Below are 25,309 nucleotides of genomic sequence, written 5' to 3'. Positions count from 1 at the left end.
AGATGCGACAGGGTGACACCGTGACGCGGCGCCGGCAGCCGGCGGGGAGGCGATGGCCGGTCGTCGTGACCGCCGTCGGGCTCACCCTGGTGCTCGGCGCGTGCGGGGGCGGCGACGACCTCCCCCAGGACGCCCTCGACCCCCAGGGGCCCTACGCCCGCCAGGTCCACAACCTGGCCAAGCCGGTGTTCATCATCGCCGGCGTCGTCTTCGTCCTCGTCCAGGCGCTGGTCATCTACTCCGCCGTGAAGTTCCGCCGCCGGTCCGAGGACGAGGCGCCCGTCCAGGTCCACGGCAACATCCGCATGGAGCTGACCTGGACCATCATCCCGGCCGCCGTCCTCGCCGTGGTCGGCGTCCTGACCGTGGGCAACATCGTCGACCTCGACCGGGTCCCCAAGGGCGACGTCCTGAACGTCACCGTCATCGGGCACCAGTGGTGGTGGGAGTACGACTACACCGACCACGACGTCACCACGGCCAACGAGCTGCACATCCCGACCGGGCGGCCGGTGGCCGTCAAGCTCGAGTCGGTGGACGTCATCCACAGCTTCTGGCCGCCCAAGCTGGCGGGCAAGCTGGACGCCATCCCGAACCGCACCAACCACCTGACGCTCCAGGCCGACGAGCCGGGGACGTACTACGGGCAGTGCGCCGAGTTCTGCGGCATCTCCCACGCCGACATGCGCCTGCGCGTCGTCGCCCACGAGCCGGCCGAGTTCGAGGAGTGGCTGGAGTCCAACGCCGAGGAGGCGGCCCGCCCGGACGAGAAGACGCAGCCCGAGGCCGCCGCCGGCGCCGCCCTGTTCCGCGCCAAGGGGTGCGCCAGCTGCCACACCGTCAAGGGGTTCTCGGCCGGCGAGCTCGGCCCCGACCTCACCCACCTCCAGCAGCGCAAGGTGTTCGCGGGGGCGATCTTCGACCTCAACCCCGCCAACCTCCGCGCCTGGCTCCGCGACCCCCCCGCCGAGAAGCCCGGGGCGCTGATGCCGAACCTCGACCTCACCGAAGAGGAGATCACCGATCTCATCGCCTACCTGGAGACGCTGAAGTGACCGCCCAGAACCCCGGAGCGCCGAGATGACCACCGTCCTGGAGCCCACCTCGGTCCCCGAGGTCGCCACCCGCGCGGACACCGGCCTCCTCCGCCGGCCCACCGACCCCAAGGGCGTGTGGTCGTGGATGACCACGGTGGACCACAAGCGCATCGGGATCCTCTACGGCGTCACCGCCTTCGTCTTCTTCATCCTGGGCGGCATCGAGGCCCTGCTCATGCGCCTCCAGCTGGCCAAGCCGAACGGCACCGTCCTGTCGGCGGACGCCTACAACCAGCTCTTCACCATGCACGGCACGACGATGGTCTTCCTGGTCGTCATGCCGATGTCGGCGGCGTTCTTCAACTTCCTGGTGCCGCTGCAGATCGGCGCCCGCGACGTCGCCTTCCCCCGCCTGAACGCCTTCAGCTACTGGCTCTTCCTGTTCGGCGGCCTCTTCATGTACTCGAGCTTCTTCCTCGGGGGCGCTCCCAACGGCGGGTGGTTCGGCTACGCCCCCAACACCAGCATCACCTTCTCGCCGGGCCACAACATCGACTACTGGGTGTTCGGCCTGCAGATCCTGGGCATCGCCTCCACCGTCGGCTCCGTGAACCTGATCGTCACCATGCTGAACATGCGCGCCCCGGGGATGACCCTCATGCGCATGCCGGTGTTCACGTGGATGACGCTCGTCTCGTCGTTCCTCATCCTGTTCGCCATGCCGGTCATCACGGTGGCCCTGTTCCTGCTCATGTTCGACCGCAACTTCGGGGCCAACTTCTTCAACCCGGCGGCCGGCGGGGACCCACTCCTGTGGCAGCACCTGTTCTGGTTGTTCGGCCATCCAGAGGTGTACATCCTCATCCTGCCCGCCATGGGCATGGTGTCGGAGATCCTGCCGGTGTTCGCCCGCAAGCCCCTCTTCGGCTACCCGGTCATCGTCTTCTCCGGCATCGCCATCGGGTTCATGGGCTGGGGCGTCTGGGTCCACCACATGTTCGCCGTGGGCCTGGGCCCGGTGGCGGTCTCCGCCTTCTCCATATCGACGATGTTCATCGCCGTGCCCACGGGCGTGAAGATCTTCAACTGGCTGGGGACGGTGTGGAAGGGCTCGCTCAAGTTCTCCACCCCGATGCTCTTCGCCATGGGCTTCGTGGCCATGTTCACCATCGGCGGCCTCTCGGGCGTCACCCACTCCGTCTCTCCACACGACCGCCAGCAGACCGACACGTACTACGTGGTCGCCCACTTCCACTACGTGCTGTTCGGCGGCGCCCTGTTCGGGATCATGGGCGGCATCTACTACTGGTGGCCCAAGGTCTTCGGCTTCCAGCTGAACGAGCGGCTCGGGAAGCTCAACTTCTGGACGTGGTTCGTCGGCTTCAACCTCACCTTCGCGCCGATGCACTGGATGGGGCTCCAGGGCATGCCCCGGCGCATCTACACCTACGACGAGAGCCTGGGCCTCGACTTCCTCAACATGCTGGCGACGGTCGGGTCGTTCGTGATCGCCTTCTCGACGCTGGTCTTCATCTACAACATCCGCTGGTCGGCCAAGCACCGGACCGGGCTCACGGCCCCCGACGACCCGTGGGACGCCCGAACCCTCGAGTGGGCGACGACGTCGCCGCCGCCCGACTACAACTTCGCCACGCAGCCGGTCGCCCACGCCGTGGACACGCTGTGGCACGAGAAGTACGCGGAGGACGAGGAGGGCCGGCCCGTGCGGCGCACGCCGGCCGAACGGGAGACGGCCTCCACGGCGGTGGCGGTCGCCGACGGCGAGGGCGGCGACCGCGCCGCGCCCGCTCGCGTCCCCACCGCCGCCGAGCTCGGCATCCACATGCCGTCGCCCAGCTACTACCCGATCATCGCCGCCCTCGCCATCCCGGTCATCTGCTACGGGATGGTCTACGGGCGCGACTCCGGCAGCAACTACGCCGTCGCCGTCCTCGGGGCCCTCCTCTTCCTGGGCGCCATCTACGCATGGGGGCTGGAGCCGTCGGCCGAGCCCCACGACGACCACGACGACCACGGTGACGACCAGCAGCCGGTGCTCGTCGGCGGCGGTGCGGCCGAGCTCGAGGCGGGCGCCGACGCGCCGGCCGACGGCGGGGAGCCGCGCTCCGGGAACGGCACCGGCGCCGGCAACGGTGACGGTGACGCGACGTCCTCCGGGAGCGGCGCCGGCGACGGCGACGGGAAGGAGGGCTGATGGCGACCGCGGAGGTCTCCGCCGCCCACCCGCCGGCTGCCGGCGAGGGTCACGGCGACGGGCACGCCCACGTCACCAACACGGGTCTCTCCAACGAGAAGCTCGCCATGTGGGCGTTCCTCGGGTCCGAGTGCCTGCTCTTCGGCGCCCTCATCTCGGCGTACTTCCTCTACCGCGGCCGCAGCGCCTCGGGCCCCACCCCCGAGGACATCTACGACATCCCCTACACGTCCGTGAGCTCGTTCGTCCTGCTCATGAGCTCGCTCACCATGGTGCTGGCCCTCGCCGCCATCCAGCGGGGCGACCACCGGCGGCTGCGGGTGTGGCTCATGGCCACCGCCCTGCTGGGCGCCAGCTTCATCGCCGGCCAGGTCTACGAGTTCACCTCGTTCATCCGTGAGGGGCTCACCATCCGCACCAACCTGTTCGGAAGCAGCTTCTACGTGCTGACCGGGTTCCACGGCGTCCACGTCACCCTCGGCATCGTCATGCTGCTGTCCCTGTGGAACCTGTCGATGCGGGGCAAGCTGCCCCAGTCCCGGTCCGAGGTCGTCGAGATCGCCGGCCTCTACTGGCACTTCGTCGACGTGGTGTGGATCGTGATCTTCACCGTCATCTACCTGATCCCGAGCTAGGAACCGGATGAGGAGCGCGTCATGAGCACCGGTGCGGCGCAGGCCGACCACGAGGTGGAGCCGGCGGGCGACCACGACGACCACGCCGGGCACCCCGACGAGGCGAAGTACATCAAGATCGCCCTGATCCTCGCCGCCGTCACCGCCGTCGAGGTCGCCCTCTTCTACTGGAGCTTCTCCAACGAGGCGGCGAACAACGCCGTCCTGCTCGTGCTGGCGGCCGTCAAGTTCGTCATCGTGGCCGCCTACTTCATGCACCTCAAGTTCGACAACAAGCTCCTGCGCCGCCTGTTCATCACCGGGTTCGTCCTGGCGGCGTTCTGCTACATCGCCTACCTGCTGACCCTCGGGGTCTTCCTCTGATCATGCTGGCCCATGCCGGGCTCTCGGGGTGGGAGTGGCACGCCCACGCCGACGTGTGGGCTCTGGTGGCCGGGCTGGGCACGCTGTACTGGCTGGCGCTCACCCGCCTCGGGCCCAGGCACGTCGGGCCGGGCCGGCCGGTCGCCTCCCGCCGCCAGGTCACCCAGTTCTGCCTCGGCCTCGGCGCCCTGTGGCTCCACGCCGACTGGCCGATCCACGACATCGGCGAGCACTACCTGTTCAGCGTGCACATGTTCCAGCACATCGGCTTCACCCTGGTGGCGGCGCCGCTGCTGATCCTCGGCCTCCCGTCGTGGCTGCTGCGGTGGATGGCCCGTGGCGCCGCCGTGCGCTTCTTGATGACCAGGCTGGCCCGGCCGCTGCCGGCGGCGGTGACCTTCAACGTGGTGACGGTCCTCACCCACTGGCCGGTGGTCGTCGAGGCGTCCGTGCGCAACCACCCCCTGCACTTCCTCGTGCACGTGGTGATCTTCACCAGCGCACTGCTCATGTGGTTCCCGGTGCTCAACTCGCTCCCCGAGTTCCCCCGGCTCTCGCCCGGGGCACGGATGGTCTACGTCTTCCTCCAGTCGGTCATCCCCACCATCCCGGCGTCCTTCCTCACCTTCGGCGAGGGCCTGCTCTACCCGTTCTACGGCGAGGCGCCCCGGCCGTTCGCCATGTCCGCCCTCGAGGACCAGCGCCTGGCCGGCGCCATGATGAAGATCTACGCCGGGCTGCTGCTGTGGTCGGTGATCGTCGTGATCTTCTTCCGCTGGTACGCGCGGGACCAGAGGGAGGCGGGTGACGGCGTGCTCACGTGGGCCGACGTCGAGCGCGAGCTGGCCCGCACCGAGCCGGCCCCGGTCGAGCCGGCACCTCCCGCCCCGGGCCCGTGACCGGGCGCCGGCGGGCGGCCCTCGTCGCCGCCGGGGCGCTCGCGGTGGTGGTGCTGGCGCTGCTCGCCCTGCGCCCGGCGGGCGACGACCCGGCGCCGGCCGGCGCCGCGCCGGCGTTCGAGACGGTCGACCTGGAGGGGCGGACCGTCCGCCTGTCCGACCACCGGGGCGAGCCCGTCCTCGTCAACTTCTGGGCGTCGTGGTGCGTCCCGTGCCGCAAGGAGTTCCCCCTGCTCAAGGCGGTGCACGGCAGGGGGGCGACCCTCCTCGGGGTGGTCTTCGAGGACACGGCCGACGCGGCGCGGGACTTCATGCGCGACCAGGGGGCGACGTGGCCCGCCCTCGAGGACCCGGGCGGGCGCATCGCCGAGTCGTACGACGTCGGGTTCCGGCCCGGCCTGCCGGTGACCGTGGCGGTCGACCGCGCCGGCGTGCTGGTGGAGCGCCACGTCGGCGAGCTGCGGCGCGAGGACGTGGACCGGCTGGTGCGAGCGGCGTCGGGCGGGTAGGGACGGGCCGTGGACGAGGTCCCCGACGAGGAGATCGCGCAGGCCGAGCACGACCCGGCGTCGTCCGGCCACGACCACCGGGGCATCACCGCCGAGGACGGCACGCTGGCCGAGCACCTCGCCGTGGTCCACGGGCTGGACGTGCCGCCGGCCGTCAGCCCCACGACCGCCGAGGGTCTCCACGACCGCCTCCACGACTCGTCCAAGGCGGCCGACGGCTGAGCCGGTCTCCCCGCCGTCGTGTCGCCCGGGTGGCCGTGGCGTGGGCGGTGGCGTCGGCGCTCAGCGGGGCACCGTCCACCGCCTGGGCCGTGGCGACGGGACGCGACCCGCTGGAGGCGGCCCGGGCCGCCGGCGCTCCTCTGGTCGCGATCACGCGCCAGCACCTGGCGCGCCGGCGCGAACTGAACGAGTGCGCCGCCGGCCTGGTCGTCCACCTGGCCGTGTCGGCGTTCTGGACGGCCGTCCTGGCCGTCGTCCTGCGCCCCCGGGGCCGCCTGGCCGGCGCCCTGGGCGGCGCCGCCGCCGGGCTCGGGATCGCCGCCCTCGACCTCGGCGTGGTGGCCCGTCGGTTGCCCGCCGTGCGCGCCCTCCCCCAGGCCCCGCAGTGGGCCGACCACGTGGCGTTCGGGGCGCCGGCCGGCGCCGTCCTGGGCGGGGGCCGCGGCCGCCGGCACAGCCGCCACCCGTAGGATCGGCGGCCGTGCTGCCCCGTCCCGAGCCCCTGCCCGCCGGCCCCGGCCAGGAGTCGGTGTGGGACTACCCGCGCCCGCCCCGGGTCGAGCCGTTCTCCCGCCAGGTCGAGGTGATCTTCGCCGGGGAGACCATCGCGGTGACGCTGGCCGCCCTGCGCGTGCTGGAGACGAGCCACCCGCCCGTGTACTACCTGCCGCCCGATTCCGTGTTCCCGGGGGCCGTCGTCCCCAACGGCCGGACGAGCTGGTGCGAGTTCAAGGGCACGGCGTCGTACCTCGACGCCCGCTGGAAGGGCCGGACGTCGGCCGATGCGGCCTGGACGTACCTCGACCCGTCGCCCGGCTACGAGGCGCTGGCCGGGTACGTGGCGTTCTACCCGGCCCGGGTCGACGTCTGCCTCGTCGAGCTCCAGCCGGTGGAGCCCCAGCCGGGCCGGTTCTACGGCGGCTGGGTGACCCCCGACGTGGTGGGGCCGTTCAAGGGCGCGCCGGGCTCCGAGGGCTGGTGAGCCGACCGCCGGCCTGACCGCCGGCGATGCCCGGTACCGGCCGGGACTCCCGCCTCCCGGCAGGTGCGGCAGCGGCCGCCCAGGGCGAAGTGGTCGAGGTCGAGCTCGAAGCCGTAGCGCTCGTCGACGGCGGCGACCAGCCCGGCGAACAGCTCGTCGGGCGCCTCGACGACGGCGCCGCAGGCGTCGCAGTGGAGGTGCTGGTGGGCGTCGCCGGGGACGTGGTACACGGCCCGGCCGTGGCCGAGGTGGACATGGTCGACGACGCCGAGCGTGCTCAGCCGGTCGAGCGTCCGGTACACGGTCGACTCGTGGACCTCGGGGTGCCTCGCCCGTACGAGGGCGGCCAGCTCCTCGGCGGTCACGTGGGGCCCGTTGGCCACCAGCGACTCCACGATGGCCCGGCGCGGCACGGTGATGCGGACGCCGTTGGCGCGCAGGACGTGCAACAGGGCGCCCAGCCGATCCTCCACCGTGCCAGGCTACCGGAGAAATTCTTGCGAGCTGCACGCAGGTACGAGCTGGTTGCCGGTACCATGGGAACCCGTGCCGGGAACGATTCGTCGCCGACGCCTGCGGCGGATTTCCACCACCGCAGCCGTGGTCTGCCTGGCCGCCCTCGTCGCGTGCGGAGGCGACGGGACGGCCGCCGGCGGGGCCGGAGCGGGCGGGCGCCTGAAGATCGCGACCTCGGTGGCCCCGATCACCAGCATCGTGGCCAACGTCGCCGGCGACCGCGCCGACGTCACCGGCATCGTGCCGGAGGGCGCCGACTCGCACACGTTCGAACCGAAGCCCAGCGCGGCCGAGCTCCTGGCGACCGCCGACGTGGTGTTCCTCAACGGCCTGTCCCTCGAGGAGCCCCTGCGCCGGTTGGCCGAGTCGTCGGTGCGCGAAGGCGCCGAGGTGGTCGAGCTGGGCACGCGGGTGCTCCCCGAGGAGGACTACATCTTCGACTTCTCGTTCCCCGCCGAGGAGGGCCGGCCCAACCCCCACCTGTGGACCGATCCCCGGTACGGGGCGGAGTACGCGGCCCTCGTGGGGGACACCCTGGCCGGCCGCGACCCGGCCAACGCCGACTACTACCGGCGCAACGTGGCCGCCTTCACGGCCGCCGTCGACCGCCTCGACGAGGCCATGCGGGAGGCATTCGCCACCGTGGCGCCCGAACGGCGCAGACTGCTGACCTACCACGACGCCTACGCCCATTTCGCCCGGACCTACGGGTGGGAGGTGATCGGTGCCATCCAGGTCTCGGACTTCGAGGACCCCTCGCCGAGGGAGGTGGCGCGGTTGATCGACCAGGTCCGGTCCTCGGGCGTGCCCGCCGTCTTCGGGAGCGAGGTGTTCCCCAGCACCGTCCTCGAGCAGATCGGGAAGGAGACGGGCGTCGCCTACGTCGACACCCTGCGCGACGACGACCTGCCCGGCGAGCCGGGCGATCCCGGCCACTCGTGGCTGGGGCTGCTGCGCTTCGACTACGTGACCGTCACCCGGGCCCTCGGCGGCGACCCCGCCCCGCTGGAGGCCCTCGACGTCTCCGACGTCGCTCCCGACCGGGCGACCTACCCTCAATGACCGCCGCCGCCGCCCCGCCCCTCGTCGAGCTGCGCCGCGTCTCCTGCCGGTACGGGCACGAGCCGGTGCTGGTCGACGTCGACCTGTCGGTGGCCCAAGGCCAGTTCACGGGGGTGGTGGGGCCGTCCGGCTCGGGCAAGACCACGCTCCTGCGCGCCGTCCTCGGCTCGGTGGCGCCCGTCTCCGGCACCGTCGTCCGCCGCCCGGGCCTGCGCGTCGCCTACGTGCCCCAGGTCGACACGGTGAGCTGGCGCTTCCCGGTGACGGTGCGGGAGTGCGTGCTGATGGGCCGTACGTCGGGCCGGCCCCTGCCGTGGCCCAGTGCCCCGGAGCGGGCCGAGGTGGCCCGGGTCCTCGAACGGCTGGAGCTCGACGGGCTGGCCGACCGTCACATCGGCGCCCTCTCCGGCGGCCAGCAGCAGCGCATGTTCGTCGCCCGGGCCCTGGTCCAGCGGCCGGAGCTGCTCCTGCTGGACGAGCCGACCTCGGGTGTGGACGTGCGGACCCGCCACGAGGTCCTCCACCTCCTCGACGAGCTCAACGGCGACGGCCTAGCCGTCGTCCTCACGACCCACGACCTCAACGGCATCGCCGCCCACCTGCCCCACCTGGTGTGCCTGAACCGGGAGGTGGTGGGCGCCGGTCCCCCCCGAGAGGTGCTCACCCGCCCCATCCTGGAACGGACCTACGGCGCCGGTCTGGACGTGCTCGAGCACGGCGGCATGCCCGTCGTCGTCGACCAGCTCCGGGGCGCCGACGTCCTCCGCATGCGGCGGGCGTCGGGATCGTGACGGCCTGATGGGCGACCTGCTCCGGCCGTTCGAGTTCGAGTTCTTCCGCAACGGCCTGGCCGTCGCCGTGCTCGCCGGCGCCCTGTGCGGGCTGGTCGGCGTGTACGTGGTGCTGAAGGGGATGAGCTACATCGGCCACGGCCTGTCGCACGCCATCTTCGGGGGGTTCGCGGCGAGCGCCCTGCTGGGGGTGAACCTCCTGCTCGGGGCGGGGGCGTGGGGCGTGGCGTCGGCCCTGATGATCAACGGGGTCACCCGGCGGCGGGTCATCGGCTCCGACGCCGCCATCGGTGTGGTCACGACCGCCTCGTTCGCCCTCGGACTGGCCCTGTTCGCGGTGTTCGGGCGCCGGGGGCGCAGCTTCGACGCCGCGCTGTTCGGGAGCATCCTCGGCGTCTCCGTGGCCGACGTCGTGGTGGTCGGCCTCGTCACCGCCTTCGCCGCCGGGGTGGTGTTCTTCGCCTACCGGCCCCTGCTGTTCACCACGTTCGACCCCGAGGTGGCCGAGGCGTCGGGCGTGCGCACGGCCCGCCTCGACGCCCTGCTCATGCTCGTGCTCGCCCTCGCCATCGTGGCCACCATGCAGGTGCTGGGCGTCACCCTGATCGCCGCCACGCTGGTGATCCCGCCGACGGTGGCCCGGATGCTCACCAACTCGTTCTCCCGGATGCTCGTCCTGTCGACGGCCATCGGGGCGACGTGCGGGTTCGTCGGGATGAACCTCAGCTATCACCTCGACATCCAGTCCGGGCCCACCATCGTGCTGGTGGGCGCCGCCGTGTTCGCGGTGGTGTTCGCGGTCACCGGCCCGCGGGGCCGCCGCCGCGCCGCCATGCCGGACCACGCGCCCGCACCGGCCGGGCCCACGCTGCATTCGTAGAGCGGGGGGCGCCACTGCCGGAGGCGGCCGCTGCCCTCGGCCTTCCGCGGGCCCGGTGGGACCCGCCGTCGGGCGAGTCGCTCGACCCGGAGTGGATCACCTGGACCCGAGCGTCGCGGGGTACGCAGTGGCGAGGGCGCGCCGTCTGGCGGGGAGCGGAACGGTCCAGGGCGACCGGCGCTCCGGGTCCTCACTCCCAGCGGAAGGTGGCCGCCGCGGCCGCCGGCGCGGCCACCGCCCACGCCGCCAGCACCGCCCACGCCCTTCCCGGCACCGACGCGCCGGCGGCCAGGGCCCCGTGCAGGGCGTCGGACAGGGCGGCGGCGGGCAGGGCCCGGGCGACGACCCCGAGCGCGGCGGGGAGGCGGTCGACGGGCACGACCATGCCCCCGAGGAGCAGCAGCACGAGGTAGGCGCCGTTGGCCGCGGCCAGGGTCGTCATGGCCGGCAGCGTCCCCGCCATCAGGAGCCCGGCACCGGCGAACCCGACCGTGGCGAGGAGCACGGCCACCAGTGCGAGCAGGGCGTCGCCCCCGGGGCTCCATCCGAGGGCGAGGGCGACGGGGAGCAGGACGGCGACCTGGACGGCCTCGACGGCCAGGACGGCTGCCGTCTTGGCGGCCAGCAGCTCGCCCCGCCGCAGCGGCGTGGTGCCCAGGCGCTTGAGCACGAGGTACTCGCGCTCGAAGCCGGTGGCGATGGCCAGCCCGACCATGGCGGTCGACATCACGGCCAGGGCCAGGATGCCGGGGGCGAGGAAGTCAACGGGGTCGTCGGTGCCCGTCGGGAGCACGTCGACGACCGAGAAGAACACGAGCAGCAGCACGGGGATGCCGAGGGCGAGCAGGACGGACTCGCCCCGGCGCAGGGTCATCACCAGCTCGGCCCGAGCGTGGGCGGCCAGCCGCCGGAGCGTGCCGCCCTGCTCCGGCGGCGGCGGGACGTCGTCGGTCGCCGCCCCGTCCACCGGCGCGGCCGCCACCGCTTCCGGTGCCGGCACCGCCGGCGACGCGCCGGGCCCGGTGAGGCCGAGGAACACCTCCTCGAGCGTCGGGCGACCGGTGTGCAGCTCGCCCAGGGCCAGGTCGTGCTCGGCCAGCCAGGCGGTGAGGCGGGCGACGGCGGCCGGGGTGGGCTCGGCGTCGGCCCGGTAGTCGCCCGGCCGCTCCTCCGTCACCGGCGCGCCGAGGGCGGCGCCGAGGGACGCCGCGTCGAGCCCGGCGGGGGCGGCGAAGCGGATGACCCGCCGGTCGCCCATCGAGGAGGCGAGCTGGGCGGGGGTGCCCGCCGCCACCACCCGGCCGCCATCGACGATCACCACCCGATCGGCCAGGCGCTCCGCCTCGTCCAGCTCGTGGGTGGCGAGCAGGACGCAGGCGCCCCGGTCCCGGAGGCCGGCGATCACCGCCCTGATGGCCCGGCGGCCGGCCGGGTCGACGCCGGCGGTGGGCTCGTCGAGGAAGGCGACCGACGGCTTCCCGACCAGGGCGAGAGCGAGCGAGAGCCGCTGCTGCTCGCCTCCCGACAGTCGCCGCCAACGGGTCCGCGCCACCGAGGTCAGGCCGACCCGCTCCAGCAGGGCCTCCGGGCCCTCGGGGTCGGCGTGGTACGACGCGAACAGGCGGACGACGTCCAGCGCTCCCATGGCGGGGTAGACGCCGCCCCGCTGGAGCATCACGCCGATGGACGGGGCGAGTGCCGCCCGCTGCGACCGCGGGTCGAGGCCGAGGACGCGCACCCGTCCCGACGCCGGCCGGCGGTACCCTTCGAGCGCCTCGATGGTGGACGTCTTGCCGGCGCCGTTGGGCCCGAGCAGGGCGACCACCTCGCCCGCCGACGCCGTGAAGGACACGCCGTCGACCGCCACCAGGTCGCCGTACCGGACCACCAGGTCGGAAACGTCGACGGCCGGCATGGCGGCGCACGCTACCGTTCGGCCCTCATGATCGACGTCCGCCGGCTGCGCACCGAGCTCGACGAGGTGAAGGCGGCACTGGCCCGCAAGGGCGTCGACGCCGCGGAGGTGGACCGGGCCGCCGCCCTCGACGTGCGCCGCCGCCAGCTGGCCGGTCGTCGCGACGAGGTGCGGGCCGCCGTCAAGGCGCTCTCGCACCAGGTGGGCCGCGCCCGGCGGGACGGTGACGCCGGCGCGGCCGACAAGGCGGCCGCCGAGAGCCGGGCGCTGGGCGAGGAGGCGGGCGCCCTCGAGGCGGAGACGAGCGCCGTCGAGGCGGAGTTGCACGACCTGCTCCTGCGCATCCCGAACACGCCGGCGCCCGATGCGCCCGACGGCGCCTCGGCCGAGGACAACGTGGTGGTGCGGGTCGAGGGCCACGACCCCGACCGCTTCCAGCCCCACCAGCGCGTCCCCCACTGGGAGATCGGCGCCCACCTCGGCATCCTCGACCTGGAGCGGGGCGCCCGCATCTCGGGGTCGATGTTCGTCGTCTACCGGGGCGCCGGGGCCACGCTCGTGCGGGCCCTGTGCCAGCTCGGCCTGGACCGCAACGCCGACGCCTTCGAGGAGATCCGCCCGCCCACGCTCGTCCGCACCGACACGCTGACGGCCACCGGCCAGCTGCCCAGGTTCGCCGACGAGGCGTACCACCTCGAGCGCGACGACCTGTGGGCCATCCCCACGGCCGAGGTGCCGCTCACGTCGCTCGGCCGCGACGAGTTGTTCGACCAGTCGGCCCTGCCCGTGCGGCTGATGGCCCACACCACCTGCTACCGGCGGGAGGCGGGTTCGGCAGGCCGGGACACCCGCGGCCTGCTTCGCGTCCACGAGTTCGACAAGGTGGAGATCCTCGCCTTCTCCACGCCCGAGCAGGCCGAGGCCGTCCACCTGGAGCTGCTGTCCCGGGCGGAGCGGGTGCTCCAGGAGCTCGGCCTCGGCTACCGGGTGGTCGACATCTGCACCGGCGACCTGGGCCAGTCGCACGCCCGCGCCTTCGACCTGGAGGTGTACTCACCGGGCGTCGACCAGTGGCTGGAGGTGTCGTCGGTCTCGTGGTTCAGCGACTACCAGGCCCGGAGGGCGAACATCCGGTTCCGCCCGGCCGACGGCCGGGGGACCGCCTTCGTCCACACGCTGAACGGCTCGGCGCTGGCCGTCCCCCGGGTCTGGGCGGCCGTGGTGGAGACCAACCGCAGGCCCGACGGCTCGGTCCGCCTCCCCGACGTGCTGGCGCCCTACCTGCGCGGCCAGCAGGTGATCCCCGCGCCCGGCTGATCGCGGCGGCCCCCGTCCCGGGAACGCCGGGGCGGCTCCGGTAGCGTCCGTCCGGTGGCGCACGTGCACGACGTCCCGCCTCCCGAGGGCCCCCTGCTGCTCAGCCACCGGGTGCTCCTCGGCGTCGTCGCCGTGGCCGCCGTGGTGACCTTCGTGGCGGCGGCGGTCCTGTGGCCGAGCGGGCGGGACACCGGCGTGGCCCGCTTCCTCGGGCCCGCCGCCGACCTCGTGTCCGCCACCGCCGAGCAGGTCGAGGTGAAGCCGTGCTTCGGCACCGGCGCCGCCGAGGGCGTGCGGTGCCGGGAGGTGACGGTCGTGCCGTCGGAGGGGCCCGACGAGGGGACGGCCGTCGTCCTCCAGGTGGCGGAGGGGCCGGGGTCGCCGCCCGTCGAGGAAGGGGACCGGGTCGTCCTGGGGTTCACGGCCGACGCCCCGCCGGGGAGCCAGTACTACCTGGCCGACTTCCAACGGAAGACGCCGATGGTCCTCCTGGTCCTCCTCTTCGCCGTCGCCGTGGTCGTCCTCGGCCGCATGCGGGGCCTGCGGGCGCTGCTGGGCCTGGGCTTCACCCTCGTGCTGCTGGTGACGTTCCTCATCCCGGCCGTCCTCGAGGGGGAGAGCCCGGTGGCGGTGGCCGTGGTGGCGGCGTCGGCGATCCTGCTGGTCAACCTGTACCTGGCCCACGGCCCGAGCCTGGCCACCACGACGGCCGTGGTGGGGACGTTGGCGAGCCTGGCGCTCATCGGCCTGCTGGCCGTCGCCTTCGTCGGCGCCACCCACCTGACCGGCATGGGCTCGGAGGAGGCCTCGTTCCTCCAGGCCGCGTCGGGGCGGGTGAACCTGGAGGGGCTGCTCCTCGGCGGCATCATCATCGGCTCCCTCGGCGTGCTCGACGACGTCACCGTCACCCAGGCGTCGGCGGTCTGGGAGCTGCACGCCGCCAACCCCACCCTGGGCCCGGCCGGCCTGTACCGTTCGGCGCTGCGCATCGGGCGCGACCACGTGGCGTCGACGGTCAACACGCTGGTCCTCGCCTACGCCGGCGCCTCCCTCCCGCTCCTCATCCTCCTGGTCGAGGCCAACCGCCGGGTGGCCGACGTCCTCACCGGCGAGGTGGTCGCCGCCGAGATCGTGCGCACGCTCGTCGGCAGCGTCGGGCTCGTGGCGTCGGTGCCCATCACCACCGCGCTGGCGGCGCTCGTCGCCGGCGGCGGCCCCTGGCACCGACCACCGGCCGCCGACGCCCTCGAGCCTCCGGCATAATGGGAACGATTCCCATGAACGGCTCCTCCCAGCCCGTCCTCGAGGCCGAGGCCCTTTCGTTCGCCTACGGCCCCGAGGCGGTCCTCGACGGGGTCGACCTGGCCGTGGCGCCCGGCGAGTTCGTGGCCCTGGTGGGGCCCAACGGATCGGGCAAGTCGACGCTCCTGCGCTGCCTGCTCGGGCTGCTGGCGCCCTCGTCGGGGGCGGTCCGCCTGTTCGGGGCCGAGCCGGGCCGGCTCACCGACCGCTGGCGGCTCGGCTACGTCCCCCAGACGGCGGCGGTGGCGCGCGAGCTGCCGGCGACCGTCGAGGAGGTCGTCGGCGCCGGGCGGCTGGCGAGGTCGGGCTGGCGCCGGCGCTTCCGGGAGGAGGACCGGGCCGAGATCGAGCACGCCATGTCGGCCGTCGCCCTGCTCGAGCACCGGGGCCGTCGGGTCAGCGAGCTCTCGGGCGGGCAGCTCCAGCGGGCGTTCATCGCCAAGGCGCTGGCCGGCCAGCCCGAGCTGCTGGTGCTGGACGAGCCGGTCGCCGGCATCGACGCCGAGTCGCAGCACCGGTTCCGCGACTCGCTGGTCCACCTGGTGGAGGAGCACGCGGCCGCCGTGCTGCTGGTGTCCCACGAGCTGGGCGCGGTGGCCGACGACCTCGACCGCGTGGTGGTCATGCGCCGCGGCCACGTGTACTTCGACGGTCCCCCCGCCGACCTGGCGGCCACCGGCGTCAGCCTCGGCGTCCACCAGGACGACCTGCCGCTGTGGCTGGAGGGCCTGGTCCGTCCCGAGAACGGTAGCGACGGCACGGACCGCCCGGGCCCCGTGGGGCGCTAGCGTCGACCGTCGATGACGACGGCGCAGACGGTGTTCGCCATCGCCCTGGGCGCCGTCACGTTGCTGATCACCGCCTTCGCCGTGTACGTGGTGTCGTCGACCATGTGGTCGGGGCGTTGGCTGCGCAGGAGGAGGCGACGGTGACCGACCAGCGGGGCAGCGTCTACCAGGGCCGTTCGGGCCAGTGGGCGTTCCTCACCCATCGCATCACCGGGTTCCTCGTCTTCTTCTTCCTCCTCCTGCACATCGTCGACGTGGCCCTGGTCGCCCGGCCGCACCTGTACGACGAGGTGCACGAGCTGTACGGCAACGTGATGCTGCGGCTGTTCGAGGTCGGGCTGCTGTTCGCCCTCGTGTACCACTCCCTGAACGGGCTGCGGGTGGTGATGCTCGACTTCTTCCCGGGCAGCATCCGCAACGAGAGGCGCATGCTCAGGGCCGTCGTCGTGCTGAGCGTCCTCCTCACCGTCGTCGGCGGCTACGTCATCCTGAAGCCGTTCATCGACGGGCGGATCCTGTGACCGCGCCCACCACCGAGCGGCCGCCGCAGGCACCCGAGGGCGGGACCCGGGGCCAGCCGTTCGGGCGGCGGCCGCGGCCGAACTTCGAGACGTGGTCGTGGTTCTTCATGCGGATATCGGGCCTGGCCCTGCTGTTCCTGGCCCTCGTCCACTTCGCCCTCACCCACATCGTCAACGACGTCGTGGAGACCGATCACCGCTTCGTCGCCCAGCGCTGGGACAACCCGCTGTGGCGGCTGTTCGACTGGGCCCTGCTGGTGCTGGCGCTGCTCCACGGGCTGAACGGGCTGCGGTGGATCATCGACGACTACGTGCGCACGCCCGCCCGCCGGGCGGTGGTGAAGGCCGTGCTGTACTCCCTGTCGTTCGGGCTGCTGGGCCTGGGCACGCTGACCATCGTGACGTTCGAGGGGTAGCGTCGGATCCCTATGGCCGACCTCCCCGACCTCGGTGTGCCGTACCGGTACGAGCCGGCCGCAGCCGACGGCGGCCCCACCGCCGGGCTCACCTTGCTGGTCCTCCACGAGGCCGGCGGCGGCGAGAGCTCCCTGGTCGACACCGCCCGGCGCATCGCCCCCGGTGCTGGGATCCTGAGCCCCCGAGGCACGCTGGAGAACGAGGGCGGCGGGTACCGGCACCTGCCGCCGCCGCCCGTCGAGGAGGAGGGCGTCGTCCACGACCCCGACCTGCCCACGCCGCACGAGCAGGCCGTCCACGACTGCACGCCGGGCCTGGCCGCCTTCCTGGCTGCCGCCGCCGACGGCCTCGGCTTCGACGCCGACAACGTCTGCGCCCTGGGTTTCTCGGAGGGTGCCACGGCGGCCGTCGCCCTGTTCTACGACCACCCGAAGGTCCTGCGGGCCGCCATCGTGTTGAGCGCCCGCCAGCCGTTCAGGCCTCCCCGGGGCCGCATCCTCGACAAGCGCGAGATCTTCTGCGCCACCGGGCGTAACGACGAGACGGTCACCATGGACGACTACGAGGAGCTGGTCGAGGGACTGGTCACCGCGGGAGCCGATGTGGAGCTGCACTGGTACGACGCCGGGCACGAGCTGTGCGACCAGGAGGTCGACGATGCCCGCACCTGGGTGGGGAAGCGCCTCGCCGACGACGAGTGACCGGGATCGGCCCGCCATGAGCGACGGCGTCAAGACGCTGGTCGCCGCCGAGCTGGGCGCCGCCCGTCGCCGTTCGCTGGCGATCCTCGACCCCCTCGACGACGACGACCTGAGCCGCCAGCACTCCCGCCTCATGTCACCGCTGGTGTGGGACCTGGCCCACGTCGCCAACTACGAGGAGCTGTGGCTGCTGCGGGCCGCCGCCGCCCACCCGGGCGTCCGCCGGGACGTCGACCACCTCTACGACGCGTTCCGCCACCCCCGCGCCAACCGCCCCGCCCTGCCGCTCCTCCCGCCCGGCGAGGCGCGCGCCTACGCCGCTCGGGTGCGCGACGAGGTGCTGGCCGTGCTGGACCGGACGGAGCTCGACCCCTCGGTCGCCCTGCTGGACCGGGCCTTCGTCTACGGCATGGTGATCCAGCACGAGCACCAGCACGACGAGACGATGCTCGCCACCCGCCAGCTCATGGGCGAGGCGGCCGCCCCGTTGGATGTCCTCCTCCCCCCGGCGACGGGCGCGCCGGCCGGGACGCTGCCCGCCGAGGTGGCGGTCGACGGCGGCACCTACGTCCTCGGCACCGACCTGGAGCCGTGGGCCTACGACAACGAGCGGCCCGCCCACGAGGTCACCGTCGGCCCGTTCCGGATCGACACCACTCCCGTCACGAACGAGCGCTACGCCGAGTTCTTGGCGGCCGGTGGCTACGACGACCCCCGGTGGTGGACGCCGGACGGCTGGGTGTGGCGCATGGAGGCGGGTCTCGAGCACCCGGAGTTCTGGCGTCGAGAGGGCGACGGTGCATGGAGCGTGCTGCGGTTCGGCCGCCGCCTCGACCTGCCCCCGACCGAGCCCGTGCAGCACGTGTGCTGGTACGAGGCCGACGCCTGCGCCCGTTGGATGGGCAAGCGGCTCCCCACCGAGGTGGAGTGGGAGGTGGCGGCCACCACCGGCCCCGGCGGCGCCAAGCGGTGGTGGCCGTGGGGCGAGGCCGCAGCCACCCCGGCGCACGCCAACCTGGGCCAGCGCCACGACGGCCCGTCGCCGGTGGGCGCCTACCCCGAGGGCGCCAGCGGGTGGGGCTGCCACCAGATGATGGGCGACGTGTGGGAGTGGACGTCGTCGGACTTCGCCGCCTACCCCGGCTTCGCCCCGTTCCCGTACCGCGAGTACTCCGAGGTGTTCTTCGGGAGCGACCACAAGGTGCTGCGGGGAGGGTCATGGGCGACGGCGCCTTCCGCCGTGCGCGGGACGTTCCGCAACTGGGACCTCCCGGTCCGCCGCCAGATCTTCTCCGGCTTCCGCTGCGCCCGCGACGACGGTCGGCGGTCCTGAGCGGTGTGCCGGTTCCTGGCGTACCTCGGCGCGCCGCGCACCCTGGAGTCACTGCTCGTGGAGCCCGGCCACTCGCTGCTGCGCCAGTGCTGGGAGCCACACCACCAGGTGAGCGGCGTCGTGAACGCCGACGGCTTCGGCGTCGGCTGGCACGACCGCGACCGGCGCCCCGAGCCAGCCCTCTACCGCTCGACGCTGCCCTTGTGGGCTGACCGGTCGTTCCTGAGCATGGCCGGACTGGTGGCGGCCGGGTCGGTGCTCGCTGCCGTCCGCAGCGCCACGCCGCCCCTGCCCACCGAGGCTAGCGCCACACCGCCGTTCGCCGACGGCCCGTGGCTGTTCGCCCACAACGGCGCCGTCGCCGGCTTCCACGACGGGGCCGCCGCCCGCCTGCGCCGGGCGCTGACCGAACGGCGGGAGGCCGGCATCCTGGGGCCGACCGACAGCGAGGTGGTCTTCGCCCACGTCCTCGACCGCCTCGACGCCGGCGCCGCGCCCGCCACCGCCCTGGCCGGCGCGGTGGAAGCGGTCGCCGCCGCCACCGGCGGCGCCGGGCCCAGCCGGCTCAACCTCGTCCTCTCCGACGGCGAGCGCATCGCCGCCACGGCGTGCGGCGACTCGCTGTTCGTGCGGGCGGGCGGAGGCGCCGTCGTCGTGGCGTCGGAGCCGTTCGACGAGGAGGGCGGGTGGGAGCGGCTGCCCGACGCCACCGTCATCGAGGCGTCGGCCGCGGCGGGCGTGGGGAGGACCGCTCTGTGACCGGACCCGAGCCCGTGCGCGTCGACGTCCACCTGGGGCCCGAGGCCATCGCCTCCGCCCTCCGCGACGACGTCCGTGCCGGCCTGGGCGCGCCGCCCCGCGAGCTGCCGCCGAAGTGGTTCTACGACGAACGGGGCTGCGAGCTGTTCGACCGGATCACCCGCCTTCCCGAGTACTACCCGACCCGCCGCGAGCGGGAGATCCTGGCGCGCGAGGCGGCCACCATCGCCGATCGCGCCGGCGCCGACACGCTGGTCGAGCTGGGTTCGGGGACGTCCGAGAAGACGCGGCTCCTCCTCGACGCCATGGCCGCCACGGGTTCCCTCCGGCGCATCGTGGCCTTCGACGTCAGCGAGCCGACCATCCGGTCCGCCACCGCCGCCCTGGCCCGGGAGTACCCGGGTACCTCGGTGCACGGCGTGGTGGGCGACTTCGACCACCACCTCGACCGCCTGCCGGGCGGCGGGCGGCGCATGGTCGCCTTCCTCGGCAGCACCATCGGGAACCTGCGGCCGGCGGAGCGCAAGCGCTTCCTCGCCGACGTGGCCGCCGGGATGGAGCCGGGCGACTCGCTGCTCCTCGGCACCGACCTGGTGAAGTCGCGAGCGCGCCTGGAGGCGGCCTACGACGACTCGGCGGGCGTCACCGCCGAGTTCAACAAGAACGTCCTCACCGTGCTCAACCGCGAGCTGGGCGCCGACTTCGACCCGGCACAGTTCGCCCACGTGGCGCGCTTCGACGAGGACGACGAGTGGGTCGACCTGGGCCTGCGCTCCCGGCGCGCCCAGCTGGTGACGATCCCGGACCCGGGCCTGTCGATCAGCCTGGACGACGGCGAGGTCATCCGTACCGAGATCAGCGCCAAGTTCCGGCGGCCGGGCGTCGAGTCGGAGCTGGCCGGGGCGGGACTGGAGCCCGCCGCGTGGTGGACCGACGCCCGGGGCGACTTCGCACTGTCGCTCTCGTTCGCCGTCTAGAGCATCTCTGTCGCCCGTACGCCGGGCGTCGTGTGGGCCCGGGCCAGCAACCGTTCCGGCGGTTCCGGCGGCAAGAACGGGCGCATAGCGCCCCAATCCGCGGCCGGAGCCCACCCCTGGGCCAACTGCGCCGAGCTGATCGCCGAGTTCTTTCCCCAGGCACCAGTCGCGCCGCCGGGACGGGAACGGCGCGCCGCGGCAGCGATCAGCGGGAGGATCAGTAGCCGCGGCGCCGGCGGACGACCCGGCGCGACCGGGTAGCTACCGGGTAGGGGTCCTCGACGATCTCCTCCTCGATGACGTCGGGCCGCCGGTCCACCACCACGTCGCGGTCGTAGAGCACGCGGCGCCGCGGGCCGGCGGCGGACCACTGCCCGGCCGCCACGACGAGCACCATCAGGACCGCCAGGATGATGAAGAACGTGATCATGCCGGCTCTGTTCCCGCGCTCCGCGGGCCGGAAACCGTGCTGTGGTGCCAGGTTTGCCGCCAGGAGCGACCGGGCACGGTCTGCTCGTCGAGCGATCCACGGCAAAGGAGACGACGTGTACATCGGCCTGGGAACCCTGATCCTCATCATCATCCTGATCCTTCTCCTCACCTAGCCGACGACGCGCCCCAGGGGGGCGGCGGGCGCGGGCGCGGTGGCGACGGCGGCAGCGACGGGGGGCGGCTCGACGGGTCGCGGTGGTGCCCGCGAGAACGGCGCCGACACCGAGGGCGGGCGGCGGGGCCGGCTTCGCGCACCGCACACCTCGTCGCTTGCCCTGCCGCACCGTCCCGTTCGACCCGGCCGGGCGAGGTCGGGACGACTGCCCGGCACCGGTGCACCGCCGCTCTCCGCGGGAGCGGGCCATCGGCGACCGGCTGCGGGGGCACGCCCCCGGGCCGCCCGGTACGGTGGCGGCCTCTGGGAGGTCTCGCCGATGGTCCCTGGTCCGGTGCCGTCTCCCTGGGGGCGTAGGTCAGTGGTAGACCGCGGGACTTTTAATCCCGGCGCCGGGAGTTCGATCCTCCCCGCCCCCACGAGACCGGGCGCCCGACCAGCGGGTAGCGCGCCGAACGCCGGTACGATCGGCGCGATGGACACCGACGCCGCGCGCAACCGCCTCGAGGAAGAGCGGTCCCGACTCTCGAAGCTGCGGGACGACTTCGTGGAACAGGGCCTGACCTCGGAGTCGGAGAACGACAGCCTCGGCGAGCTGTCCTCCATGGACCAGCACCAGGCGGACGTCGGCACCGAGACGTTCCACCGGGAGGCCGACCTGTCGCTCCTCGAGCAGGTGCAGGCCGAGCTGGCGGACGTGGAGCACGCGCTGAACCGCCTCGACGACGGCGGGTACGGCACGTGCGAGGCGTGCGGCAAGCCGATCGACGAGGGCCGCCTGGAGGCGGTGCCCGCAGCCCGGTTCTGCCTGGACGACCAGGCCCGCGCCGAGCGGGAGGTCCGTCTGCCCGGTGGCCGCTCGTAGCACGCGCCGCCGGGCGGTCGCCGTGGGTGCGGCCGCCGGTGCGGCGGCCGCGGGGGCGGGCGTGGCCACCGCCCTGCGCGACGAGGGACGGCGGGTGCACCTCGAGCGGCAGCTGCGCGTGTGGCGGCTGACCACCCGCCGGTTCGTGCACTACGCCCACATGCGGATCAAGGGCCGCGGCGCCGACGAGGCCGAGCGGGCCCGGCTGGAGGAGCACTTCGCCATCCGCTCGGCCGAGGACGTGGCCAAGGTCCTCGGGGGCATGAAGGGCGCCATCATGAAGGCGGGCCAGATGCTGTCGTTCATCGCCGACGGCCTGCCGCCCGAGGCGAAGGCGGCACTGGCCACCCTCCAGGCCGACGTGCCGCCCATGGCCCCCAGCCTGGCCGAGGGCGTCATCCGGGAGGAGCTGGGCGACGACCCCGAGCGCCTGTTCCTCGACTTCGAGCTGGTGCCGGTGGCCGCCGCATCCATCGGCCAGGTCCACCGGGCCGTCCTCCACGACGGCCGCATCGTCGCCGTGAAGGTGCAGTACCCCGGCGTGGACCGCGCCATCAAGAGCGACCTCGACAACGCCGAGATGCTCTACGGCCTGTTCGCCCAGTTCGCCCTCAAGAACCTCGAGGTGCGGGCGCTGGTCGACGAGCTGCGGGCCCGGATGGCCGAGGAGCTGGACTACCGGCACGAGGCGGCCCGCCAGGCCGAGTTCGCCGGGTTGTACGAGGGCCACCCCTTCATCCGCATCCCCCGGGTGGTGCCCGAGCGGAGCAGCCGCCGGGTCCTCACCAGCGAGTGGGTCGACGGCATGCGCTGGGACGAGTTCCTGGAGCGCTCCGACCAGGCGGCGCGCGACCACGCCGGCGAGGTGATCTGCCGGTTCGCCCAGGGCTCGATCCACCTGCACGGGATGTTCAACGGGGACCCCCATCCCGGCAACTACCGCTTCCACGACGACGGCTCGGTGACGTTCCTCGACTTCGGGCTGGTGAAGCGCTGGACACCGGGCGAGTTCGAGCGCCTGGCGCCGCTGCTGGACGCCGTGCTCGACGAGGACGCCCAGGCCCTGGTCGACCGGTCGGTGGCGGCCCGCTTCCTCCCGCCCGACCACGGGTTCGAACCCAAGTTCGTGCTCGAGTACGTGCGGGGGCCGTACGAGCCGTTCATGGTGGACCACTTCACCTACACGCGGGACTCGACGGCAAAGGCCCTCCAGACGGTGGTGGACGTGCAGGGCCGGTACGGCGAGCTGATCAAGAAGCTCAACATGCCGACGTCGTACGTGATCCTCGACCGCGTGGTCTGGGGCGTGAGCGCCCTTCTCAGCCGGTTGGAGGCGTCGAACTCGTGGCGCGGCATCCTCTTCGAGTACCGCAAGGGGACGCCGCCGGCCACCGAGCTGGGCCGCATCGAGGCGGAATGGCGCCGGGCGTCGGCGGGCAGGCGCTAGCCCGCTATTACCGCATGTACCTCGCTCCTCCCCGGTACCGGGAGGAGCAGCGCCTCGCGCTCACCACCGCCGACGGCGTGCGCCTGAACGCCTGGCGGGTCACTGGCCCGCCCGACCCGCTGTGCACCATCGTGCTCGTGCACGGCTTCGTGAACTCGTCCCGCTCGCCCGGCATCCACCGCTTCGCCCACCTGCTGGCATCCCGGGCCGAGGTCATCGTCCCCGACCTGCGGGGCCACGGCCGGTCGGCGGGGCGGTGCTCGATGGGGCGCCACGAGCCCCTCGACGTGGACGCCGCCGTCGCCGCCGCCACGCCGGGGGCCCCGGTCGTCACCGTGGGCACCAGCCTGGGCGGCGCCGCCGTGTTCATGCACGCCGGCACCTTCGGCGGGGTGGCCGGCGTGGTCGGCATCAGCGCCCCCGCCCACGGGGAGCTGGACCGCATGGGCACCCACCGCGTGCGCCGCTGGGTGAGCGGCCGCACCGGGCGGGTGTTCCTGGCGGCGGCCCTCCGCACCCGGGTGGGGCCCGACTGCATCTACCTGCCCGAGGCGCAGTCGGTGGTCGCCAACATCGCCCCCGCGTTCACCCTCGTGGTGCACGACCCCGACGACTGGTACTTCGGCCCCGAGCACGCCCAGGCCATCCACGACTGGGCCGAGCAGCCCAAGGCGCTGTGGTGGTACCACGGCGGCGGCCATGGCGGTGACCTGCTCACGCCCGAGCTCGCCGCCCGGTTGCTGGGCGAGCTGGAGCGGCGGCTGGCGCCCGGCGTCAGCCCGGAGGGCGGCCCCGCTTCTGCGCCGCCCACGAGCTGATCAGCAGCGAGCGCCAGTAGAGGGCGGCGCCGAGGGACAGCGACCCGGCGGCGAACCCTCCGACGGCCAGGCCGGGGCTCCCGCCGACCAGGCCGGCGACCAGCAGCACGGAGCCGAGCACGCCGAAGGCGATCGACAGCACCAGCGGGACGGGTGGGCCAGGCTGCTCGGTCGGCACCGGCCCGCTGCCGTCGCCGTTGTTCGTGGTCACCGCTGGCTCACCCCGAGTGCTCGAGGCCGCGGGCCATGAGGAAGCCGCGGGCCCGCTCGGCGAGCGGGTAGCGCCCGACCAGCGCCCAGAACCTCGGGCCGTGGCCGGCCACGGTGAGGTGGGCGAGCTCGTGCACGATCACGTAGTCGAGCACCCACGGGGGCTCGGCGGCGAGCCGGGTGGAGATGCGGATGGTGCCGTCGGCCGGGGTGCACGATCCCCACCGCCACAGCTGGTTGTCGACCCAGCGGATCGAGGCCGGCCGCTCCAGCCCGTGGGCGGCTCCCAGGGCGGCGGCGCGCCCCGCCAGGTCGACGACCGACGACTCGGTGCGCCGGCGCATGCGGCGGACCATCTCGGCCACGTGGCGCTGCTCGTCGGCCGTCGACATGGTGGCCGGGATGGACACCTGGAGCACGCCGCCCACCTGCCGGGCCTGCACCGTCTTGCGCCGGCGCGGACTGCGGATGACCTCGACCTCCACGGGCCGGAAAGGTAGCGCCGCCCGGCGACACCGGGGGCGACGGTCGCGGCCCGACTACAGGGCCGTGGTGATGGTCTCGTCCTCGCCCACGGGAAGCGAGACCACGTCCCCGGGGGTGAGGACGCCGTCGACCGCGTCGAGCCAGCGACCCGAGAGGTTGGCGGTCGACCGGGGGTCGCCACCGAGGTGGCGCTCGACGGCCCGGATCACGCCGCCGTGGGTGACGACCAGGAGCGGCTCGTCGGGCCGGGCCGCCAGCCGTTCGACGGCCCCCACCACCCGGGCCCGGAACGACGGCTCGTGCTCCCCGCCGGGGGGCCGGTCCAGGCGGCCGGCCCGCCAGGCGTCGATGGCGCCCGGCCAGATCAGCTCGATCTCCTCGGTGGTGCGGCCGCTCCAGTCGCCCACGTCCCGCTCCCGCAGGTCCGGCTCCACCTCCACCTCGCTCAGACCGAGCATGCCGGCGACGATGCGCGCCGTCGCCGCCGAGCGCTCCAGGTCGGACGACACGGCTCCCGCGAAGCGCTCGCCGGTGGCGGCCAGCGCGGCGCCGAGGGCACGGGCCTGGGCCTCGCCGCCGGGGTGGAGCGGCGCGTCGGCCCATCCCTGCCAGCGCCCCTCGGCGTTCCACGTCGAGCGCGCGTGGCGGATCAGCAGCAGCCGGCCCATTCCGCCAGCCTACGGCCGGCGCCGCCGGCGGCAGCTGGGGTTGGGGGCCCCGCCTCGGCGAGGAGGG

Annotated in this window: 31 protein-coding genes and 1 tRNA gene; 26 read left to right on the top strand and 6 right to left on the bottom strand. The window is 73.7% G+C overall.

From position 1 onward, the window contains the following. The first annotated feature begins 20 nt into the window (after positions 1-20). The 9 genes from coxB to VM242_00725 are packed head-to-tail and all read left to right on the top strand — an operon-like array spanning position 21 to position 6,862. The gene (gene coxB / locus VM242_00765) at positions 21-1,055 is read left to right on the top strand and encodes a cytochrome c oxidase subunit II (GenBank protein HVM03680.1); all 1,035 of its coding nucleotides are present in this window, start codon (positions 21-23) and stop codon (positions 1,053-1,055) included. A gap of 25 nt (positions 1,056-1,080) precedes the next feature. Further along, a complete protein-coding gene (ctaD, locus tag VM242_00760; GenBank protein ID HVM03679.1) occupies positions 1,081-3,252 on the top strand; it encodes a cytochrome c oxidase subunit I in 2,172 nt (723 codons plus the stop codon). Next, positions 3,252-3,887, top strand: a complete 636-nt coding sequence (locus VM242_00755) for a heme-copper oxidase subunit III (GenBank protein ID HVM03678.1) — start codon at positions 3,252-3,254, stop codon at positions 3,885-3,887. Before ctaD ends, VM242_00755 begins: the two co-directional genes overlap by 1 nt. A 21-nt stretch (positions 3,888-3,908) precedes the next feature. After that, positions 3,909-4,250 carry a cytochrome C oxidase subunit IV family protein gene (locus tag VM242_00750; GenBank protein HVM03677.1) on the top strand — a complete coding sequence of 114 codons (342 nt, stop codon included), beginning with the start codon at positions 3,909-3,911 and terminating at the stop codon, positions 4,248-4,250. Positions 4,251-4,252: 2 nt separating this feature from the next. Beyond that, positions 4,253-5,149 carry a cytochrome c oxidase assembly protein gene (locus VM242_00745; GenBank protein ID HVM03676.1) on the top strand — a complete coding sequence of 299 codons (897 nt, stop codon included), beginning with the start codon at positions 4,253-4,255 and terminating at the stop codon, positions 5,147-5,149. Beyond that, the gene (locus tag VM242_00740; GenBank protein HVM03675.1) at positions 5,146-5,658 is read left to right on the top strand and encodes a TlpA disulfide reductase family protein; all 513 of its coding nucleotides are present in this window, start codon (positions 5,146-5,148) and stop codon (positions 5,656-5,658) included. The genes VM242_00745 and VM242_00740 overlap by 4 nt, the downstream gene beginning before the upstream one ends. Positions 5,659-5,667: 9 nt before the next feature. Then, positions 5,668-5,880, top strand: a complete 213-nt coding sequence (locus VM242_00735) for a hypothetical protein (protein HVM03674.1) — start codon at positions 5,668-5,670, stop codon at positions 5,878-5,880. A 29-nt stretch (positions 5,881-5,909) separates the two neighbouring features. Then, positions 5,910-6,350, top strand: coding sequence for a hypothetical protein (locus tag VM242_00730; GenBank protein ID HVM03673.1), 441 nt, complete (start codon positions 5,910-5,912; stop codon positions 6,348-6,350). 11 nt (positions 6,351-6,361) lie between these two features. Then, positions 6,362-6,862 carry a DUF427 domain-containing protein gene (locus tag VM242_00725; GenBank protein ID HVM03672.1) on the top strand — a complete coding sequence of 167 codons (501 nt, stop codon included), beginning with the start codon at positions 6,362-6,364 and terminating at the stop codon, positions 6,860-6,862. On the opposite strand, the gene VM242_00720 is transcribed toward VM242_00725, so the two are convergent. Further along, positions 6,793-7,335 carry a Fur family transcriptional regulator gene (locus VM242_00720; protein ID HVM03671.1) on the bottom strand — a complete coding sequence of 181 codons (543 nt, stop codon included), beginning with the start codon at positions 7,333-7,335 and terminating at the stop codon, positions 6,793-6,795. The genes VM242_00725 and VM242_00720 overlap by 70 nt on opposite strands. 73 nt (positions 7,336-7,408) lie before the next feature. On the opposite strand from VM242_00720, the gene VM242_00715 reads away from it, so the two are divergent. Genes VM242_00715 through VM242_00705 form a run of 3 tightly spaced genes read left to right on the top strand, consistent with a single transcriptional unit; the run spans position 7,409 to position 10,111 of the window. Then, positions 7,409-8,440 carry a metal ABC transporter substrate-binding protein gene (locus VM242_00715; GenBank protein HVM03670.1) on the top strand — a complete coding sequence of 344 codons (1,032 nt, stop codon included), beginning with the start codon at positions 7,409-7,411 and terminating at the stop codon, positions 8,438-8,440. Continuing rightward, on the top strand, positions 8,437-9,231 hold the full coding sequence (locus tag VM242_00710; protein HVM03669.1) for a metal ABC transporter ATP-binding protein: 795 nt from the start codon (positions 8,437-8,439) through the stop codon (positions 9,229-9,231). Before VM242_00715 ends, VM242_00710 begins: the two co-directional genes overlap by 4 nt. A gap of 7 nt (positions 9,232-9,238) precedes the next feature. Continuing rightward, positions 9,239-10,111 (top strand): metal ABC transporter permease, encoded by an 873-nt coding sequence (locus tag VM242_00705; protein ID HVM03668.1) that lies wholly within the window; start codon positions 9,239-9,241, stop codon positions 10,109-10,111. Positions 10,112-10,301: 190 nt separating this feature from the next. Here VM242_00705 and VM242_00700 read toward each other — a convergent pair whose 3' ends face one another. After that, the gene (locus VM242_00700) at positions 10,302-12,026 is read right to left on the bottom strand and encodes an ATP-binding cassette domain-containing protein (GenBank protein ID HVM03667.1); all 1,725 of its coding nucleotides are present in this window, start codon (positions 12,024-12,026) and stop codon (positions 10,302-10,304) included. A gap of 27 nt (positions 12,027-12,053) precedes the next feature. Between VM242_00700 and serS the strand changes: the two genes are divergently transcribed. Genes serS through egtD form a run of 10 tightly spaced genes read left to right on the top strand, consistent with a single transcriptional unit; the run spans position 12,054 to position 20,141 of the window. Next, entirely contained in the window at positions 12,054-13,343 is a 1,290-nt protein-coding gene (gene serS, locus VM242_00695) for a serine--tRNA ligase (protein ID HVM03666.1), read from the top strand. 54 nt (positions 13,344-13,397) lie between these two features. Further along, on the top strand, positions 13,398-14,606 hold the full coding sequence (locus tag VM242_00690) for a YibE/F family protein (protein HVM03665.1): 1,209 nt from the start codon (positions 13,398-13,400) through the stop codon (positions 14,604-14,606). Continuing rightward, positions 14,606-15,433 (top strand): metal ABC transporter ATP-binding protein, encoded by an 828-nt coding sequence (locus tag VM242_00685; protein ID HVM03664.1) that lies wholly within the window; start codon positions 14,606-14,608, stop codon positions 15,431-15,433. The genes VM242_00690 and VM242_00685 overlap by 1 nt, the downstream gene beginning before the upstream one ends. A gap of 12 nt (positions 15,434-15,445) precedes the next feature. After that, entirely contained in the window at positions 15,446-15,577 is a 132-nt protein-coding gene (locus tag VM242_00680; protein HVM03663.1) for a hypothetical protein, read from the top strand. Further along, positions 15,574-15,954 (top strand): succinate dehydrogenase, cytochrome b556 subunit, encoded by a 381-nt coding sequence (sdhC, locus tag VM242_00675; protein HVM03662.1) that lies wholly within the window; start codon positions 15,574-15,576, stop codon positions 15,952-15,954. The genes VM242_00680 and sdhC overlap by 4 nt, the downstream gene beginning before the upstream one ends. Continuing rightward, on the top strand, positions 15,951-16,370 hold the full coding sequence (locus VM242_00670; GenBank protein HVM03661.1) for a succinate dehydrogenase hydrophobic membrane anchor subunit: 420 nt from the start codon (positions 15,951-15,953) through the stop codon (positions 16,368-16,370). The genes sdhC and VM242_00670 overlap by 4 nt, the downstream gene beginning before the upstream one ends. 12 nt (positions 16,371-16,382) lie before the next feature. Then, complete coding sequence (locus VM242_00665; protein HVM03660.1) at positions 16,383-17,072, top strand: dienelactone hydrolase family protein; 690 nt, start codon at positions 16,383-16,385, stop codon at positions 17,070-17,072. 16 nt (positions 17,073-17,088) lie between these two features. Beyond that, positions 17,089-18,405, top strand: a complete 1,317-nt coding sequence (gene egtB, locus VM242_00660; protein ID HVM03659.1) for an ergothioneine biosynthesis protein EgtB — start codon at positions 17,089-17,091, stop codon at positions 18,403-18,405. A gap of 3 nt (positions 18,406-18,408) precedes the next feature. After that, positions 18,409-19,164 (top strand): ergothioneine biosynthesis protein EgtC, encoded by a 756-nt coding sequence (gene egtC / locus VM242_00655; protein HVM03658.1) that lies wholly within the window; start codon positions 18,409-18,411, stop codon positions 19,162-19,164. Then, the gene (gene egtD, locus VM242_00650) at positions 19,161-20,141 is read left to right on the top strand and encodes an L-histidine N(alpha)-methyltransferase (GenBank protein HVM03657.1); all 981 of its coding nucleotides are present in this window, start codon (positions 19,161-19,163) and stop codon (positions 20,139-20,141) included. Before egtC ends, egtD begins: the two co-directional genes overlap by 4 nt. 217 nt (positions 20,142-20,358) lie before the next feature. Here the strand turns inward: egtD and VM242_00645 are convergent, their stop codons facing one another. Continuing rightward, positions 20,359-20,571: a hypothetical protein gene (locus VM242_00645; protein ID HVM03656.1), complete on the bottom strand. Its 213-nt coding sequence runs from the start codon at positions 20,569-20,571 to the stop codon at positions 20,359-20,361. 524 nt (positions 20,572-21,095) lie between these two features. Between VM242_00645 and VM242_00640 the strand changes: the two genes are divergently transcribed. From VM242_00640 to VM242_00625, 4 genes are all read left to right on the top strand, one after another. Continuing rightward, positions 21,096-21,167 (top strand) — tRNA-Lys (locus VM242_00640). A 56-nt stretch (positions 21,168-21,223) separates the two neighbouring features. After that, a complete protein-coding gene (locus tag VM242_00635; protein HVM03655.1) occupies positions 21,224-21,613 on the top strand; it encodes a TraR/DksA C4-type zinc finger protein in 390 nt (129 codons plus the stop codon). After that, complete coding sequence (locus VM242_00630) at positions 21,600-23,060, top strand: AarF/ABC1/UbiB kinase family protein (GenBank protein ID HVM03654.1); 1,461 nt, start codon at positions 21,600-21,602, stop codon at positions 23,058-23,060. The genes VM242_00635 and VM242_00630 overlap by 14 nt, the downstream gene beginning before the upstream one ends. Next, positions 23,030-23,878 carry an alpha/beta fold hydrolase gene (locus VM242_00625; GenBank protein ID HVM03653.1) on the top strand — a complete coding sequence of 283 codons (849 nt, stop codon included), beginning with the start codon at positions 23,030-23,032 and terminating at the stop codon, positions 23,876-23,878. Before VM242_00630 ends, VM242_00625 begins: the two co-directional genes overlap by 31 nt. Here the strand turns inward: VM242_00625 and VM242_00620 are convergent. The 3 genes from VM242_00620 to VM242_00610 are packed head-to-tail and all read right to left on the bottom strand — an operon-like array spanning position 23,835 to position 25,242. Further along, the gene (locus VM242_00620) at positions 23,835-24,089 is read right to left on the bottom strand and encodes a hypothetical protein (protein ID HVM03652.1); all 255 of its coding nucleotides are present in this window, start codon (positions 24,087-24,089) and stop codon (positions 23,835-23,837) included. The genes VM242_00625 and VM242_00620 overlap by 44 nt on opposite strands. 7 nt (positions 24,090-24,096) lie before the next feature. After that, positions 24,097-24,573, bottom strand: a complete 477-nt coding sequence (locus VM242_00615) for a M48 family metallopeptidase (GenBank protein ID HVM03651.1) — start codon at positions 24,571-24,573, stop codon at positions 24,097-24,099. 54 nt (positions 24,574-24,627) lie between these two features. Then, positions 24,628-25,242 (bottom strand): histidine phosphatase family protein, encoded by a 615-nt coding sequence (locus tag VM242_00610; protein HVM03650.1) that lies wholly within the window; start codon positions 25,240-25,242, stop codon positions 24,628-24,630. Positions 25,243-25,309: the final 67 nt, after the last annotated feature.

The sequence above is a fragment of the Acidimicrobiales bacterium genome (genome assembly GCA_035540975.1).
Lineage (GTDB): Bacteria > Actinomycetota > Acidimicrobiia > Acidimicrobiales.
This window is presented reverse-complemented; position numbering and strand designations above follow the sequence as displayed.